The organism is Nonlabens arenilitoris, from assembly GCF_002954765.1.
Classification (GTDB): Bacteria; Bacteroidota; Bacteroidia; order Flavobacteriales; family Flavobacteriaceae; genus Nonlabens; species Nonlabens arenilitoris.
In genome coordinates this window covers 2,628,233-2,645,543 of sequence record NZ_MTPW01000001.1, presented here as the reverse complement: position 1 = coordinate 2,645,543, position 17,311 = coordinate 2,628,233, and the positions used below count along the sequence as shown (strand labels likewise).

Below are 17,311 nucleotides of genomic sequence, written 5' to 3'. Positions count from 1 at the left end.
TAATGTGTATTTACAAATTTAAAAACTCAACCACACAAATACTTGTAATTTAGATCGTTATAAGTAACATTGAACAAAATTTTGTTCTAAATTTAAATTCATGCTGAATAAAAAAATGGATGATAATTTAAATAAAATAAATAACGAAGTGTATACAAAATGCGGACTAAAAATTTCCGACTTTCAAATTGAGCACGAAAGTAAGGAATATAATGCGTGCCGATTTGACTTGAATGGACAGAAAATAATAAGCCGAAATTCAAAAATAACGCCTAAAAAAGTTGGACAGTTTGTTACATTTTGGAAGCGGAACGAAAAAGGCCCCATAGAACCTTTTGAAGAAAACGATCCAATTGATTTTTATACTGTAAACGTGCGAACCGAAAATGACTTTGGTCAATTTGTTTTTCCTAAATCCGTGTTGATTAAAAAAGGGATCATATCCACAACCAAAAAAGAAGGAAAAAGAGCGTTTCGGGTTTATCCAAATTGGGACATTGCAAAGAATAAACAGGCGGAAAGAACTCAAAAATGGCAATTAGAATATTTCTATATAATAAACGATGCCATCAACTTAAAGAAAGTAGTGAAATTATATACAACTGAATAGCTTTGTGCAAAGTATTACTTACCACAAAGAACTGAGGTGAAAAACAACACATTACTTTGTTAATTTGAGACATTATTAATCTGGGCTCATAGAATCGAACAGTTGATTCTGGAGTCTTTTTTATTTTCTATCTTCACTAGTCTTAGATTAAAAACTACCTCTATTTACTTAAGAAACTGTAACTTAACAACCACTAATCAACATCAAATGATACAGACATACCGGCAAAACGCTTTACTCGCCTAATACTATTGCCATTGTGCTTATGTAACAGAAATCGCTAACCAATGATAAAATTCTTTCGGAAAATTCGCAAAAACCTACTCTCAGAAAATAAATTTAGCAAATACATACTTTACGCTTTAGGAGAGATTGTACTTGTAATTATTGGTATTCTCATCGCGCTTCAAATAAATAATAAAAATGAACAGCGAAAAACCGAAAATAAGATTGTTTCTATTTTAAAAGAAGTACAACATGATTTAGGACTAGATATTCAAAAGTCGGACGAGCTAATTGCCTATTACAAAACAAAAGATTCCATCTTCAACTTAGTACAATCTAATCAACTAACCTATGATGATTATAAAAATGATAATAGACATATTTTAAGATACGCTATTATGAACGCTTTTCATATGAAGATTCATAAAAATGGATATACAAACCTCACAGAAAATGTTGATAATGTTTCAGAAAAGCTAAAAGCAGTTATTGAGCCATTAAACGAAATCTATATTTATAATAAATACGAAATAGACAAATTCGATAATCGCTTGGATGTTATTACAGATAGAGTGATTGACGATTTAGCCAAAAGTAAAGATTGGTATTATAGATTAGAACGACCTCAATTAGAAGATGAAATGATTGATTTTTTCCTTAATGACCCTTATTATAAAAATGTTGTAAATCTATACCAAAACGCTGGCTGTGAAAATTTGGCAAGTTATCATGTTATGCAATTTAGAGAAAACGCAATTAATACATACAAACAAATTAACACACTTATTGAAAGTAATGAACCGCTGCCCGATTTTATACCACATAATTTAGTTCATTTAACAACGGCACAACTAAAAGAATATGTGGGTACTTATAAGATTGTAGAGGTAGAAGGTTTTGATGGTCAATTTCCTGATATGAACTATAATATTCAAATAAAAGACGATAACTTAATAGGCGTTATGAATGGAGATCTTGAAGATATAGATTTATTCTATTTTGAAACTGCTGATAAGATATTTGGCCAAACTGACATTTACTTCAAAGGAGAGTTTGTAAGAGATAGCTTGAATGAAATTACTTCTTTAGTTATTTTTAAATACGGAACAAGAGTTCACTTAAATAAACTTTAAACTAATTATAAGAAATTAATAACGAAAGACTATCAAAGAACGGAAGTAAAAAACAACACATATCTTTATTAACTTAAAATCTTATTATTACAAGATCATAGAGTCATTTGTTTGATTCTAGAGCCTGTTTTATTATCAATCTTCACTAGTCTGAAATTAATCACTACTTCTAGTTACTTAATAAACTGTAATTTAATAACCAACAACCAAAAAGTCAACGCGTACTGGCTAAAACGCCTCACTCGCCTTATACCTATGCTATTTACAAATATGTAATTTAAATTACACTATACACTTACTGAACTATTTGAGGACTTATTACCAAATATTTTTTTCCTGTGGTGAACACCCCAATTATGCAGTTCAAAAATGACTTTTTCCAACGTTTTGGAATGCTCTGTGGGCATATATTTTGTTCTAACAGGAAAACCATTTATAACAGTTCTTGTAATCAATTGATTCTCTTCTAAATCTTTTAATTCCTTTGACAAAACTTTGGTGCTTAACTTCGGAATACTACGCTCAATTTCCCTAAAGTGCTTATTTCCTTCCCAAATTGAAATTAAAATTAAAAGTTTCCATTTTCCACCTATAATATCTAAAGTGTCCCTTACAGGTAATAAAGCAGACGTGCACTCTTTATGTTCCTTTTTCCTCATATCTACAAATTTATTGATTACCTTAAAGTAACTGATTACCTATAGGTAGCTGATTACAAATAGTAATCAATAATAGTTAAATTTGCCCTACTATTAACAACAACAATTGAAAAATGAAAAAAATAATTTTTACAGTTTTATGTATCCTATTCGGATTAATGATGATTAATTCAGGTCTTAACAAATTCTTCAACTATATACCTATGCCCGAGATGTCTGAAGAAATGATGCAAATAATGGGTGGATTTATAGCAATTAAATGGATTTTTCCGCTTGTAGCAATTATTGAAATTATTGGAGGCGCTTTAATAGCTATCCCTAAAACAAGAGCATTGGGAGCATTAGTAATTCTTCCAGTTATGGTAGGTATATTTGTTCATCATTTGGTACACGACTTATCAGGAATTGGAATCGCACTAATACTATTCGCAATTAATATCTGGGTAATTGTTACCAATTGGAATAAATACCAACCTATTATAAAAGGTGAATAACATAAAATATAAAAAATTTTCTCATCCATAAGCCGTAAGTCAGTAAAACACTGCTTTAAAACAAAGAACTGAGTACAAAAAAACACTTTTCTTCGTTAATTTGAGACACTATTATTCTGGGCTCATAGAATCAATCAATTGATTCTAGAGCCTTTTTTTATGCACTTTTTTATAATTCATCGAGGCCAGATGAAAACCTGTGTTTCGTCATATGAGCTATCCAGTTTTGCATTAGCAATACATGATATCAGAAACTAACTAAAAACGAATAATTCACTTTAAACTTAATTTTTATCAAAATCTACACACCCTATAAAAATTAGGGTTTAAACCATTTAAAACATACTTTTAAAGAAAAGCACCCTGTAATATTAATAGCTAATACTTTTATAAACCAATAAAAAGTAACAACTTCGGTTTTTAATATAAATGGCTTAAAAATGATTGTAGGGATTCCAAAAGAGATTAAGAATAACGAAAGTAGAGTAAGTATGACACCTGCTGGAGTTTATGAAATGATAAAAAACAACCATACCGTCTATGTACAATCTACTGCTGGTGAAGGAAGTGGCTTTTTTGACAACGACTATAAAAAAGCCGGTGCCATCATAGTCAACACCATTGAAGAAGTTTATGCTATCGCAGAATTAATCGTAAAAGTAAAAGAACCTATCGAGCTAGAATATGACCTAGTGAGAGAAGGACAGGTACTGTTTACCTATTTCCACTTTGCTTCTAGCAAACCTCTAACTAACGCAATGATTAAAGCCAAAGCCATATGCATCGCCTATGAAACCGTAGAAGATCAAGATGGCACCTTACCATTACTGACACCTATGTCTGAGGTTGCAGGTAGACTAGCCATACAACAAGGTGCAAAATACTTAGAAAAACCTGTAAAAGGAAGAGGCGTTCTTTTAGGCGGTGTTCCTGGTGTTGCACCTGGTAAGGTTTTAGTTCTAGGTGCTGGCGTGGTAGGAATTCAGGCCGCAAAAATGGCCGCAGGTCTTGGTGCACACGTTACCATCATGGATATTAATATGAAACGATTGCGCTATGTAAATGATGTGATGCCACCGCACGTCGTGACAGAATTCTCTAACGAATTCAACATCAGGAAACACATCAAGACGCACGACCTGATTATAGGTGGCGTACTTTTAAAAGGTGCCAAAGCTCCTAACCTAATCACACGCGATATGCTTAAAGAAATGCGTCCAGGTACCGTTATAGTAGATGTTGCCGTTGATCAAGGTGGTTGTGTAGAAACCACGAGACCTACCACACATGAAGATCCTATTTACATCATCGACGACGTTGTGCATTATACCGTTGCAAATATGCCTGGTGCGGTTCCCTATACCTCTACCGTGGCACTTACTAATGTGACCTTACCATATGCGCTTCAACTAGCTCGTCATGGTTGGGAAAAGGCTTGCAGCCAGAATCCAAGCCTAGAAAAAGGACTAAATATTATTTCTGGTAAGGTTGTATATAAAGAGATTAATGAGGCCTTTGGGTGGTCATCACAATAGTGTATGGTGTTCTATATGATGATAAATATTACGCTTTCGCGAAAGCGTCATTAAAAAACACCATTGCTAACTTGTCACATTTTAGACAGCAAAAACATAAATAGAGTTACTCAATAGGTAGGTTTTCTATAAATATTAATCACGGTTTTTATGAACTAAAACCCATAATTCTATTTCCTCACTAGAACGCCAGTTTTGATCTCTAGTAGTTTTATCTGAAGCAGACTTGACTCTTTTTTTATAACATCGTTCTAATTGAAATCTATCGTGATGTGCAATCTCATTTTCAATAGGATGATCATTAGTGACATCAGTTATTTGTGCAAGGTTAGAAAATAAGATTAGTAGTTTTCCATCTACAGTCAGTCTTTCCTTTGCAGCAGCAAAAAAATCTGAGAATAACTCTTCTGGATAATACATCGCCTTATCAGTCCTATCGTTTTCTGAAGAAATGGGCAACCACGGTGGATTAAATACAATTAATTCTGTTTGTTTATCCCATTTACCAAATAATGGAGCATGATCCAGCTCTATCTTTCTAGATAGCTTTGTATCGCCCATAAACTCTGTTAGACCTATGATAGCATTAGGATTGATATCTGTCCCATATACTTTTTGAAAACCGTGACCTACTAATTGAAAAGAAAGCGCACCACTACCTACACCTACATCAACAGCTGTTTTCTTAGGACCTTTATAGCGCTTTAACCAGTTGTCAAAAACGGTTAAATGGTCAAATCTAGTTGGGAAATAAACCCCATAATAAGGATGTATTTTATTTCTTAAAGTAGGAACTGATATACCATTTTGATACCACTGCCAGGAACTATTTAATCCTTGCACTTGTGGAAAAGTGAGTAAAAAGTTAGTATTACCAGTATACAGTTTTTCAAGCCAGCCTATAGCAGGTGCTTTTTTTACATCGATTTTATAATTGATGATTTCTAGAAGTATGAGATTAGAAAGCTTATGATAAGCAGCTCGATACTCGCGTTGCTCTTGAAAAGTTTGATGAGGCATCTTACCTTTAAGATACTGCTGTAGTTCTTTAAGTAGTAAAACTCCATTGCTATAAAAATCTGCAATAAGAACTGGCTTACCAGCTTCTAGCGCTTGAATGGTTTTCTTAATTTCTGTAGAAAGGTTAAAAACCTCTAGTCGTTTACCTGTTACAAATGGTGCAGGCTTATGGGCATTAATTGCTGTATTCATCAATTTGCGTTGTGAAGAAACGAGTTGCAAATTAATGAGAAGAGCAAAGCGCGTGATTATATAACACTGTAAGTATAGTTACTTACCAGCAATCAGGCATTAAGTGTTTGCTAGAGTTCATTTGACTATCGTGACCGTAAATGGCATGGTACAGAGATAGTAACAATGAATAAATAATTATAAAGTAAAGGTACTTTTTAAAAAACAAAAAAAGCCTCGCACAAGGCGAAGCTTTTTAATATCATTAAAATTCTAAGAAGATTACTTCTTGAATTTTGCATATTTAGTTTTGAACTTATCAATACGACCAGCCGTATCTAAAAGTTTAGTCTCACCAGTATAAAAAGGATGAGAAGTACGAGAGATCTCTAATTTAATAAGTGGATACTCGTTACCTTCAAACTCAATCGTTTCCTTAGTAGGAGCAGTCGATTTAGTTAAAAATATTTGGTCATTAGACATGTCTTTAAAAGCTACTAGTCTATAATCTTCTGGGTGAATTCCTTTTTGCATGATCTTAATCTTATTCTTTTGCGGCTGCAAATTTAATCATTATTATTAAATCTACAAATAGATTGCTTAAATATATCTGTGCAATTTATAGCTTTCGGGCGTAATGCAAACCATTATATTTGTATTTCTTAAAAAAAAGAACGCTTTGGATCAAATAGTAAAAAAAAACGCTTTCATAATAGGCCTTATCGGTGCGGTGGCAAATCTAGCTTTAGTCATCTATATATGGCAAATTCAAGCATTTAGCAGTGTCGGCTTAGGTATTGCAATGATGATATTACCTATTCCTTTTGGAATTGCAGCACAATGGTGGAGCAAGTCTAGTCTCAATGGTTATCTATCATTAAAACAAGGTGTCCTCGCTTTTTTCTTATGTATGCTCGTAATTTTTCTAGTAGATTTTATTGCAAACTACCTTATTTATGTACAAATAGATCCAGGTGCACAAGCCATAGCCGAAAAAGCAACTGAAGAGTTTGCTCAAAAAAATGAAAATGCTCTTGCAAACCAAGATGTATTTAAGAAACCTGTATATAGTTTAGGCAGCTACTTCACCGGTTTTATATCTAAATTATTGTTTTATACCATTTTTGGAATCTTATCATCTTTGATCTTTAGAAAAGAAACGCCACAACAGGCTTAATTATCATATCCCATAACAGAATCTCTTGCATGAATTTATCCATAGTCATACCGTTGTTAAATGAGGAAGAATCTCTTCCAGAATTACACGCTTGGATCTTACGCGTCATGCAAACCATGGAAATCAGCTATGAGATCATTTTTATAGACGATGGTAGTACAGATGGCAGTTGGGATGTTTTGGAGACGCTTTCGCGTAAGCATGACAGCACACATACCATAAAGTTTTTAAGTAATTATGGAAAATCACAAGCGCTACATGCCGGTTTTCATAAAGCACAAGGTGAGGTCGTAATTACGATGGATGCAGACTTGCAAGATAGTCCAGATGAGATTCCAGAATTATATCGCATGATCACTGTGCAAGACCACGATCTGGTAAGCGGCTGGAAGAAAAAAAGATATGATAGTGTTATTGCAAAAAACTTACCTAGTAAACTTTTTAATTGGGCCGCACGTAAAACAAGCGGTGTTCAATTAAATGATTTTAATTGTGGACTCAAGGCATACAAAGCTGCTGTTATTAAAAATATAGATGTCCATGGCGAGATGCACCGCTATATACCTGTACTGGCCAAAAACGCTGGTTTTAGTAATATCGCTCAAAAAGAGGTCATCCACCAAGCTAGAAAATATGGAACGACTAAATTTGGTTATGAACGTTTTATAAACGGCTTTTTAGACTTAATTACCATTGCCTTTATATCAAAATATGGTAAACGACCTATGCACCTTTTCGGCGCGCTAGGTGTCATTATGTTTATGCTAGGTTTTATTACCGCTGGTTATGTAGGGTTTTCAAAACTTTATAAAATGGCAAATAATATTCCTTATGGTCTTGTAACTGATAATCCATGGTTTTTTATTGCACTCACCACCATGCTGCTGGGTGTTTTGTTCTTTATTGCTGGTTTTCTAGGAGAATTAATCCTTAGAAATGGTAATCAAGTGAATCGCTACTGTATTGAAAAGGAAGTATAAATAAGTTAAAGCAGCTATAGTATATAAATAGCTGTTGTCATTACCAGACTTACATCGATATGCACCAGTGCTAGCGACATAAATCTAACAGCCTGCTACCTACTATTTTCTGTTATCTTTGTATTTCATTCATACGTCATAATAATGGATAAAGAAGCTATTCTTAAAAATGCTCAATCATGGACGCAAGCGCCATTTGATACTGATACAATTACAAAAACACTAGCTTTAATAAGCGCAAATAATGCAGATTTTCAAGAATCTTTCTATAAGGATTTAGAATTTGGCACTGGTGGTATGCGTGGTATTATGGGTGTAGGTACTAACCGTATTAATAAATATACACTAGGTAAAAACACTCAAGGTCTTTCACAATATTTAAAAGAGACCTTTAAAGATGAGCAAATAAAAGTAGCCATCGCATTTGATTGTCGTCATAATTCTAAAGAACTAGCACAAGTAGTGGCAAACGTTTTTAGTGCAAACGGTATACATGTATATCTATTTGAAGACTTGCGCCCTACTCCATTATTATCTTATACAGTAAAAGCAAAAGGTTGCCATGCCGGTATTGTCCTTACCGCAAGTCACAATCCGCCAGAGTATAATGGTTATAAAGTGTACTGGCAAGATGGTGGACAGTTAGTACCACCTCAAGATAAAGAAATATTAGACCTTATTGCTTCTTTAAACTTTAAGGACATTAATTTTAATGGCAATCCAGAATTAATTGAATTACTTACTCCAGCAGATGATAATGCTTTTATTGTGGACAGTATAAAAGCTGGTAAAATTGCTGGTGATATAGACCGTTCTCGATTAAAAATTGTTTTTACGAGTTTACATGGTACCAGTATCACTTTAATTCCAGAGACCTTAAAAAGAGCTGGTTTTACAGATCTACACGTTGTTAAAGAACAAGCGATTCCAGATGGCGATTTCCCTACCGTAGACTCTCCTAACCCAGAAGAACCTGAGGCTCTTAAAATGGCCGTTGATCTGGCCAATAAGATTCATGCTGACATCGTTATAGGAACAGATCCAGACAGTGATCGACTAGGTGTAGCTGTACGTGATAATGATGGTAAAATGGTATTGCTTAATGGTAATCAAACCATGATAGCCATGACAGACTTTCTTTTACAACAATCAGATTTAAAAAACGCGACGCAACCATTCATAGGGTCTACTATTGTGTCCACACCTATGATGCATGATCTAGCGATGGATTATCAGGTGGAATGCAAAGAAGGATTGACCGGATTTAAGTGGATCGCAAAGATGATTAAAGACCATCCACAACAGGACTTTATCGGTGGTGGCGAGGAAAGCTTTGGCTACATGGTTGGTGACTTTGTACGTGATAAGGATGCGGTTACTGCAGCATTGTTAGCCTGTGAGATGTACGCTTACGCGAAAGCGAACTCATCCACAACCTATCAAGAATTATTAAAACTGTACTTAAAACACGGCTGTTATCAAGAAAGACTCGTGTCCCTAGTCAAAAAAGGAATCTCTGGTGCTCAAGAAATCAAACAAATGATGATCGACCTGCGTGAAAACACACCAAAACAAATAGCAGGACAAGATGTCATTATTGTAGAAGACTATGCCGCCAGCACTAGAGAAAACAAGCAATTAAATAAAATTGAAACGCTAGAAGTTCCAAAATCTAACGTTTTAATATTCTATCTAGCAGATGGCTCAAAGATTGCAGCAAGACCTAGCGGAACTGAACCTAAAATAAAGTTCTACATTAGTGTTAAAGCACCACTAGATAAGGTATCTAATTATCCAGCGGTACAAGACCAACTTAATAATAAAATTAACGGCATTCTAGCCGATTTTGATATTTAATTAATGAATTATTTCAAAGAGATTCTTGGGTATGCAAAACCATACAGAAAATGGGCTGTACTCAATATAATAAGTAATGTACTCTTTGCATTTTTTAGTACGTTATCATTTGTTTCTTTAATGCCTGTACTACAGGTATTATTTCAAGAAACTGAGGTCGTTTATAAAAAACCTATCTGGACTGATTTTACTAAAACAAAAGAGTTTGTGGAAGGATATGTGAATTACTACGTATCTGAAGTTGCAAAAAACGACCAAGAACAAGCGTTAATTTTAATGATCGTTCTAGTGATAAGTCTTTTCTTTCTAAAGAATGTATTTGGATATTTAGGAATGTATTTCTTGACCTTTTTCAGGACTGGAATTATGAAAGATCTACGCGATGATTTGTACAAGAAAATTGTGAATCTTCCTGTTTCTTATTTTTCTGAGAAACGTAAAGGAGATGTCATTTCTCGTGCCACGACAGACGTGATAGAAATTCAAAGTAGTTTTTTATCCATACTAGAATTGATTGTAAAAGAACCTCTCAATATCATATTTGCGCTGGCCGCGATGTTAATGTTTAGCGTTAAACTAACCTTGTTTGTTTTAGTATTTATACCAATTAGTGGTTACATCATATCGCTTATAGGTAAACGTTTAAAAAGTAAATCAGAACGGGTACAAAAAGAACAAGGCGCTGTTCTTTCTCAACTAGAAGAAACACTAGGTGGACTTAAAGTCATTAAAGGTTTTAACGCAGAAGAACGCATGCAGGATAGCTTTGAGAAAACCACTAGCAGATTCCGTAGATTTACAAACAGTCTTGATAAACGTAAAAGTTTTGCCAGCCCAGTAAGTGAAGTTTTAGGTATTGCAGTGATAGGAGTTCTACTATGGTTTGGTGGACGCATGGTTTTAGTAGATGGCACCATTGCCGGTTCTACCTTTATTACCTTTATGGGATTAGCTTATGCCATTCTCACACCTGCAAAGGCACTTTCTAAAGCTAGTTATGGTGTTAAAAAAGGAAATGCCGCTGCTGAGCGTGTACTTCAAATATTACATACCGAGAACTCTATAGTCGATCAGCCTCGTGCAGTTCATATTGATGGGTTTAAACAAGGTATAGACATTAATAATGTCACATTTGCCTATGAGGACGAACCAGTACTTAAAAATTTCTCTCTTCATATTCCTAAAGGAAAAAGTGTCGCCTTAGTAGGTCAAAGTGGTTCTGGTAAAAGTACTATTGCAAATCTACTTACTCGATTCTATGATGTTCAAGAAGGAACTATTTCCATTGATGGACATGATATTAAAGATGTGACCCTTAAAAGTTTACGAGACCAAATGGCACTAGTAACTCAAGACTCAATCTTATTTAATGATACGATTGCTGTCAACGTTGCTTTAGCAAATAAAAATGCGAGTGATGAAGAGGTTATCAACGCTCTTAAAATTGCAAACGCGTGGGAATTTGTAAAAGATCTTCCTGAAGGAATTCATACCAACATAGGTGATAGTGGTGGAAAACTAAGTGGTGGACAAAAACAGCGTCTTTCTATTGCACGTGCGGTTCTTAAAAACGCTCCTATACTAGTTCTCGATGAAGCAACCAGTGCACTGGATACAGAAAGTGAAAGACTGGTTCAAGATGCACTTGAGAAAGTGATGAAAAATAGAACGTCTATAGTTATTGCTCACCGACTTTCTACCATTCAAAATGCGGACAACATAGTCGTCATGAATAAAGGTGAAATTGCAGAACAAGGAACGCATGCCGAGTTGATTGAAATGAAAGGCTTATATAATGGTCTGGTAGGAATGCAGAGTTTGTAACATTTTAGAATATTAATATTAAATAATAAAAATATGACCTCACCGGTATGGAAAACCAGTGAGGTTTTTAAATAATAACTAGCTTTAATGCCTTCATTAGAAAATTGCTTTACTCTTTTTAAAACGGACATAACAGGAATCTCTATTCCTAAGAAGTTTACGTTTCCTATTTTCTATGAGCCACATGAGTTGTCCTTAATAGCGACTCGTGAATTACAAGAATATTTAGAACAACCACAAGACTGGCAACACAACTTTTGGAATGAAAAGACAGGTGCTGGAGAAGCCGCAGGAAAAATGTTTGGTGTACTGGTCGTACAAAAAGAAGAAGGAGAACTAGGATATCTATCTGCTTTTAGCGGCCAGATAGATGGAACTATGGATATTGATCCCTTTGTACCAGCTGCTTATGTTGAGGATTTTGATAAAAGTTATTGTGATGGGCAGTTTAAAGAATTTACAAAGTTAAGTAATCAGGTAGCAGCGTTAGAACAAACTAAGGAGTACACTACCGCTTTAAATAATCTTAACTATTTAAAAGAAAAGGCATCCCTTTTACTTGAGGCACAGCGCAAAAAACATAAACTTCAGTCTCGAGAACTTAAAGCACAACTTAGACAAAGCTCTAAAACTCTAGACGAGCAAGAATTTCAAAAGCTTAAAGCTTTACAACACCAACAACATCTCAATCAGAAGTTTCTCTATCGAGAATATGAGATTTACCTATTAGAAAAGCAGCAACCATTTCAAGTTATCGTTGATCAATATCAACAGCAAATGGAAATGCTAACCCAGCAACGTAGACAGCAATCATTAGAATTACAGGATTGGATTTTTAAGCAGTATGCATTACTCAATGCTCGTGGTGAACGCAAAAATGTATTAGAAATCTTTAATGAACTTCAATTAGGCGCTCCACCAGCATCTACAGGAGATTGTGCCGCACCTAAATTGTTGCAATACGCTTTCGCGAAAGCGTTAAAACCCATAGCCCTTGCAGAATTTTGGTGGGGAAAATCGTCTAAATCACAAATCAGAAAACACAAGCAATTTTATCCAGCTTGTCGCAGTAAGTGTGAACCTATATTAGGCCATATGCTGCAAGGATTAGACGTTGAAGACAATCCACTGCTCGTAAATCCTGCCGTAGGAAAAACGATGGATGTGATCTATGAAGATGAGGCCATTATTATTGTAAATAAACCCGAGGAGTTTTTATCTGTGCCTGGTAAAACTATAAAAGACAGTGTATATAGTAGACTGAAAGAGTTATATCCAGAAGCTACGGGACCTATTTTAGTACACAGATTAGATATGTCAACATCTGGGATTTTAGTAGCCACAAAAAACTTAGAATATTATCATTTTATTCAAGAGCAATTTGTGAGTCGTACTATCACTAAACGTTATGTAGCATTGCTCGATGGTGTTTTAGAGAACGAAAATGGTATGATTGAACTTCCATTGCGTGTTGATTTAGATAACAGACCTACACAATTAGTATGCTATGACTACGGTAAAGAAGCGCGCACTAAATATCAAGTGATTGAGCGTCGTGATGCACACACCTTAGTTCACTTCTATCCTATTACCGGTCGCACACATCAGTTAAGAGTTCACGCAGCACATGCCAGTGGATTGAATGCACCGATTGTAGGAGATGATCTATATGGTACAGCAACAAATCGTTTACATTTACATGCTGAGTTTATAAAATTTATTCATCCTGTGACTGGTAAATCAGTTTCCTTTAAAGCACCTGTACCTTTTTAAATATGTCATTTACTCTTCTATCATCACCATTACAAGGTTTTACAGAGTTCCGTTTTAGGAATGCGCTACATAAGTACTTTGGTGGTATAGACACCTTTTATGCACCTTATATCAGGTTTAATAATAAGCCAGAAATCAGTGCAAAATACCAGCGCGATTTACAACTAGAAAATAATCATGTACCTGATTTGATTCCGCAGGTAATGACTAACAGTGCCGATGAGTTCATCACAGCTGTAAAATACATCAGGTCTTTAGGTTATAAAGAATTGAATTGGAACCTAGGATGTCCTTACCCTATGGTGACTAAAAAAGGTATGGGAAGTGGTTTGATTTGTGATCCTTCTAAAATAGATGCCATACTGGATCGCGTTCATACAGAGACCGATGTGATTGTTTCTATGAAAATGAGAATGGGATATCTAGAACCTACAGAGATACTGGACACCTTTCCTATTCTAGAAAAATATCCTATTAAAAATATAGCCATTCACGCACGTATAGGCAAGCAACTATACAAAGGTGGCGTGGATCTAGCATCATTCCAGCGCTGTCTAGATACTACTAAAACTAAACTTTATTATAATGGTGACATAACTACAGTTGCTGGTTTTAGAAAAATGCAGGAACAATTCCCAACCATCGACCACTGGATGATCGGTCGTGGACTTATCGCAGATCCTTTTCTACCGAGCATGATCAAGTCAGATACCGAAGTTTATCCAGAAAATCGCTGGGAAATTTTCCGTGAATTTCACGATACGATTTATCAAGAGTATGATGATTTTCTACAAGGACCAACGCCTATCAAGATGAAAATGCAAGGTTTTTGGGAATACTGGTCACAAACGTTTCCTAATCCGCAAAAGGCTTTTAAAGCGATTAAAAAAGCAAATAATCCACGAGCTTATAAGCAGGCTGTTAATGATAATTTGAAGACGGTTATCAATTAATGAAAGAATTAATTAAGACCATATCACAATGTACGGTTTGCAAAGAACATTTATCGTTAGGTCCTAGACCCATCGTTACAGCACACAAAAAAAGTAAAATAGTCATAATAGGACAAGCACCAGGAACTGTGGTACACAAAACGGGTATACCGTGGAATGATAAAAGTGGTGAGAATTTAAGACAATGGCTTAACATATCACGAGAGGACTTCTATGATGTGGAAAAATTTGCTATTATTCCTATGGGATTCTGCTATCCAGGAAAAGGTAAAACAGGTGATTTACCACCTAGAAAAGAGTGTGCTCCTTTGTGGCACAATCAGTTATTAAGTCATTTAACAGAAGTGGAACTCATTCTACTTATAGGTAAATATGCACAAGATTATTACCTCAAAGAATCTAGCAGAAAGACTTTAACTGAAACGGTTAAGAACTATCAAGAATATTTACCTAAATATTTTGTATTACCACATCCATCACCCAGAAATAATATTTGGCAAGCTAAAAATGAGTGGTTCAAAAGATTAGTTCTTCCGGAACTTAAAAATGAAATAAAATGCATACTTGGTTAAAGTAGCATCTACTAAAACAGAAAATTTCTATAGTGTCAATCACTTACCTTTGTCACTTACTTTATGGAACAAAGAGATTTATTACTAATTACGCCACCGTTCACCCAACTGAACACACCGTATCCGGCGACAGCTTACATCAAAGGTTTCTTGAATACCAAAGATGTGAGTTCATTCCAGATGGATTTAGGAATAGAAGTGATTCTTGCTTTATTTTCAAAAGATGGAATGGAATCAATGTTCGATCTGGCTTTTGATAATCAAAGTATTACATCTCAAAATAGCCAGCGCATTTACGCCTTACAAGATCAATATTTACAAGTACTGGAACCTGTAATTTCCTTTTTACAAGGCCATAACGATACACTGGCTAGACAAATTTGTACTCATAATTATTTACCTAGAGCGTCTAGATTTGAGCAGTTAGATGATATGGAATGGGCTTTTGGTAATATGGGAATGCAGGATAAAGCAAAACATCTGGCTACATTGTATTTAGAAGATTTATCAGACTTTATTAAGGAATGTGTCGATGAAAACTTTGGGTTCAGTCGTTATGCAGAGCGTTTAGGAATGAGTGCTAACAGCTTTGATGAAATCTATGACCATTTAGAAAGTGACCTCACTGCTATTGATGATATCACACTGAACATTTTAGAGAAAAGAATTAAAGAAGTGCAACCTCAACTGGTTTGTCTGTCTGTTCCATTTCCTGGAAATTTATATAGTTCTTTGAGATGTGGTCAGTATATTAAGAAGCATTATCCTCATATTAAAATCGCTTTCGGTGGTGGATTTGCTAATACTGAATTACGCTCTGTGACTGATGTACGCGTGTTTGAATTTATTGATTATATCTCATTAGATGATGGTGAGTTACCGCTAGAATTGATTGTAAAAGATGTTTTAGATCAGCATCAACAACACGTTTTTAAACGCACTTTTATTTTAGAAAATAATGAGGTTGTATATAAAATCAATAGTACCCAAAGTGATTATAAACAAAGTCAAGTAGGAACACCTGATTATAGTGATTTACTACTGGATGAGTATATATCAGTCATAGAAATTGCAAATCCTATGCACAGTTTATGGAGTGATGGTCGCTGGAATAAACTGACCATGGCACATGGTTGTTACTGGGGAAAATGTACATTTTGTGATGTTTCCCTAGATTATATTAAACTTTATGAGCCCGTTGCTGCTGGCATATTAGTAGATCGCATGGAGCAATTGATAACTCAAACTGGTGAAAGTGGTTTTCACTTTGTTGATGAAGCAGCACCGCCAGCATTAATGCGAGCATTAGCACTAGAGATTATTAAGAGAAAACTATCAGTTACCTGGTGGACAAATATCAGGTTTGAAAAGAACTTCACTCAAGATCTATGTCATTTACTAAAAGCTAGTGGTTGTATAGCCGTTTCTGGTGGATTAGAAGTAGCGTCTGACCGCTTATTAAAATTGATAGACAAAGGTGTAACCGTTGCTCAAGTAGCACAAGTGACTAGAAACTTAACAGAATCTGGTATCATGGTACATGCTTACTTAATGTATGGATATCCTACACAAACAATGCAAGAGACAGTAGACAGTCTAGAAATGGTACGACAGCTATTTGAATTAGGTATCATACAGTCAGGATTTTGGCATCAGTTTGCACTTACAGCACATAGCCCAGTAGGTATGAATCCTGAGCGATATAGTATTACACCAAAATTGAAACCTATATCATTTGCTAATAATGATGTGCAATTTGAAGATTCTACTGGAGTTAATCACGCAAAGTTTAGTTATGGTTTAAAAAAATCATTGTTCAACTACATGCACGGTATAGGATTTGAACTTGATTTACAAGAATGGTTTGAATTTGACATTCCTCAAAGTCAAATTAATCCACATTATATCGAGGATTGTTTAAATCACAATGCTTATCGAGCACCTAAGTCTAATCACAAATTGGTATGGTTAGGGAATTCACCATTAATAGGTGCGTCTACGATATTAAAAAAAAGCAAAGAAATCAACACTTTAAAACTTCAATTTCACCAAGCCACTGATTGGTTTGAAATAGAGCTGGAAGAATCAAAAGCAGACTGGTTGATAGATCAATTAGAACAGTCTGTACCTACAGTTAGCCCCATAATGACCTATGGTGCCATGAAGAAAAGTTATGAATCGCAATGGGAACAATTTGATGCTTTCTGGTTTTCAGAACCTATGGAAGAACTTAAGGCTCATGGGTTTTTAATCTTATAAAACACTCACTTAAAAGTTTTGCCCCTATAAAATATTGACATCAAAGTAGTTTTATGCTTACTTTGTAGC

General features: G+C 34.9%; 15 protein-coding genes. 12 read left to right on the top strand and 3 right to left on the bottom strand.

The window, feature by feature from the left end:
• Positions 1-100: 100 nt before the first annotated feature.
• Entirely contained in the window at positions 101-610 is a 510-nt protein-coding gene (locus BST92_RS11745) for a MepB family protein (protein ID WP_245910921.1), read from the top strand.
• Between the two features lie 287 nt (positions 611-897).
• Positions 898-1,968 carry a DUF6090 family protein gene (locus tag BST92_RS11740; protein ID WP_105071627.1) on the top strand — a complete coding sequence of 357 codons (1,071 nt, stop codon included), beginning with the start codon at positions 898-900 and terminating at the stop codon, positions 1,966-1,968.
• 287 nt (positions 1,969-2,255) lie between these two features.
• On the opposite strand, the gene BST92_RS11735 is transcribed toward BST92_RS11740, so the two are convergent.
• Positions 2,256-2,627, bottom strand: a complete 372-nt coding sequence (locus BST92_RS11735) for a winged helix-turn-helix transcriptional regulator (protein ID WP_105071626.1) — start codon at positions 2,625-2,627, stop codon at positions 2,256-2,258.
• Between the two features lie 113 nt (positions 2,628-2,740).
• Here BST92_RS11735 and BST92_RS11730 point away from each other — a divergent pair, with 113 nt between their 5' ends.
• Together BST92_RS11730 and ald are read left to right on the top strand one after the other, a co-directional pair.
• Positions 2,741-3,121 (top strand): DoxX family protein, encoded by a 381-nt coding sequence (locus tag BST92_RS11730; protein WP_105071625.1) that lies wholly within the window; start codon positions 2,741-2,743, stop codon positions 3,119-3,121.
• Positions 3,122-3,561: 440 nt separating this feature from the next.
• On the top strand, positions 3,562-4,656 hold the full coding sequence (ald, locus tag BST92_RS11725) for an alanine dehydrogenase (protein ID WP_105071624.1): 1,095 nt from the start codon (positions 3,562-3,564) through the stop codon (positions 4,654-4,656).
• Between the two features lie 135 nt (positions 4,657-4,791).
• On the opposite strand, the gene BST92_RS11720 is transcribed toward ald, so the two are convergent.
• Together BST92_RS11720 and BST92_RS11715 are read right to left on the bottom strand one after the other, a co-directional pair.
• A complete protein-coding gene (locus BST92_RS11720) occupies positions 4,792-5,868 on the bottom strand; it encodes a methyltransferase (protein WP_105071623.1) in 1,077 nt (358 codons plus the stop codon).
• Positions 5,869-6,129: 261 nt separating this feature from the next.
• Positions 6,130-6,381, bottom strand: coding sequence for a type B 50S ribosomal protein L31 (locus tag BST92_RS11715; RefSeq protein WP_105071622.1), 252 nt, complete (start codon positions 6,379-6,381; stop codon positions 6,130-6,132).
• A 145-nt stretch (positions 6,382-6,526) separates the two neighbouring features.
• Between BST92_RS11715 and BST92_RS11710 the strand changes: the two genes are divergently transcribed.
• From BST92_RS11710 to BST92_RS11675, 8 genes are all read left to right on the top strand, one after another.
• Positions 6,527-7,024, top strand: coding sequence for a DUF4199 domain-containing protein (locus BST92_RS11710; protein ID WP_170061748.1), 498 nt, complete (start codon positions 6,527-6,529; stop codon positions 7,022-7,024).
• Positions 7,025-7,053: 29 nt separating this feature from the next.
• A complete protein-coding gene (locus BST92_RS11705; RefSeq protein WP_105071620.1) occupies positions 7,054-8,004 on the top strand; it encodes a glycosyltransferase family 2 protein in 951 nt (316 codons plus the stop codon).
• A gap of 144 nt (positions 8,005-8,148) precedes the next feature.
• Positions 8,149-9,861 (top strand): phospho-sugar mutase, encoded by a 1,713-nt coding sequence (locus BST92_RS11700; RefSeq protein ID WP_105071619.1) that lies wholly within the window; start codon positions 8,149-8,151, stop codon positions 9,859-9,861.
• 3 nt (positions 9,862-9,864) lie between these two features.
• On the top strand, positions 9,865-11,685 hold the full coding sequence (locus tag BST92_RS11695; RefSeq protein WP_105071618.1) for an ABC transporter ATP-binding protein: 1,821 nt from the start codon (positions 9,865-9,867) through the stop codon (positions 11,683-11,685).
• A gap of 87 nt (positions 11,686-11,772) precedes the next feature.
• Entirely contained in the window at positions 11,773-13,458 is a 1,686-nt protein-coding gene (locus BST92_RS11690; RefSeq protein WP_105071617.1) for an RluA family pseudouridine synthase, read from the top strand.
• A gap of 2 nt (positions 13,459-13,460) precedes the next feature.
• A complete protein-coding gene (locus BST92_RS11685) occupies positions 13,461-14,411 on the top strand; it encodes a tRNA dihydrouridine synthase (RefSeq protein WP_105071616.1) in 951 nt (316 codons plus the stop codon).
• Positions 14,411-14,983 carry a uracil-DNA glycosylase family protein gene (locus tag BST92_RS11680; protein ID WP_105071615.1) on the top strand — a complete coding sequence of 191 codons (573 nt, stop codon included), beginning with the start codon at positions 14,411-14,413 and terminating at the stop codon, positions 14,981-14,983. Before BST92_RS11685 ends, BST92_RS11680 begins: the two co-directional genes overlap by 1 nt.
• Before the next feature lie 63 nt (positions 14,984-15,046).
• Entirely contained in the window at positions 15,047-17,242 is a 2,196-nt protein-coding gene (locus BST92_RS11675) for a B12-binding domain-containing radical SAM protein (RefSeq protein WP_105071614.1), read from the top strand.
• The last annotated feature ends 69 nt before the right edge of the window (positions 17,243-17,311 follow it).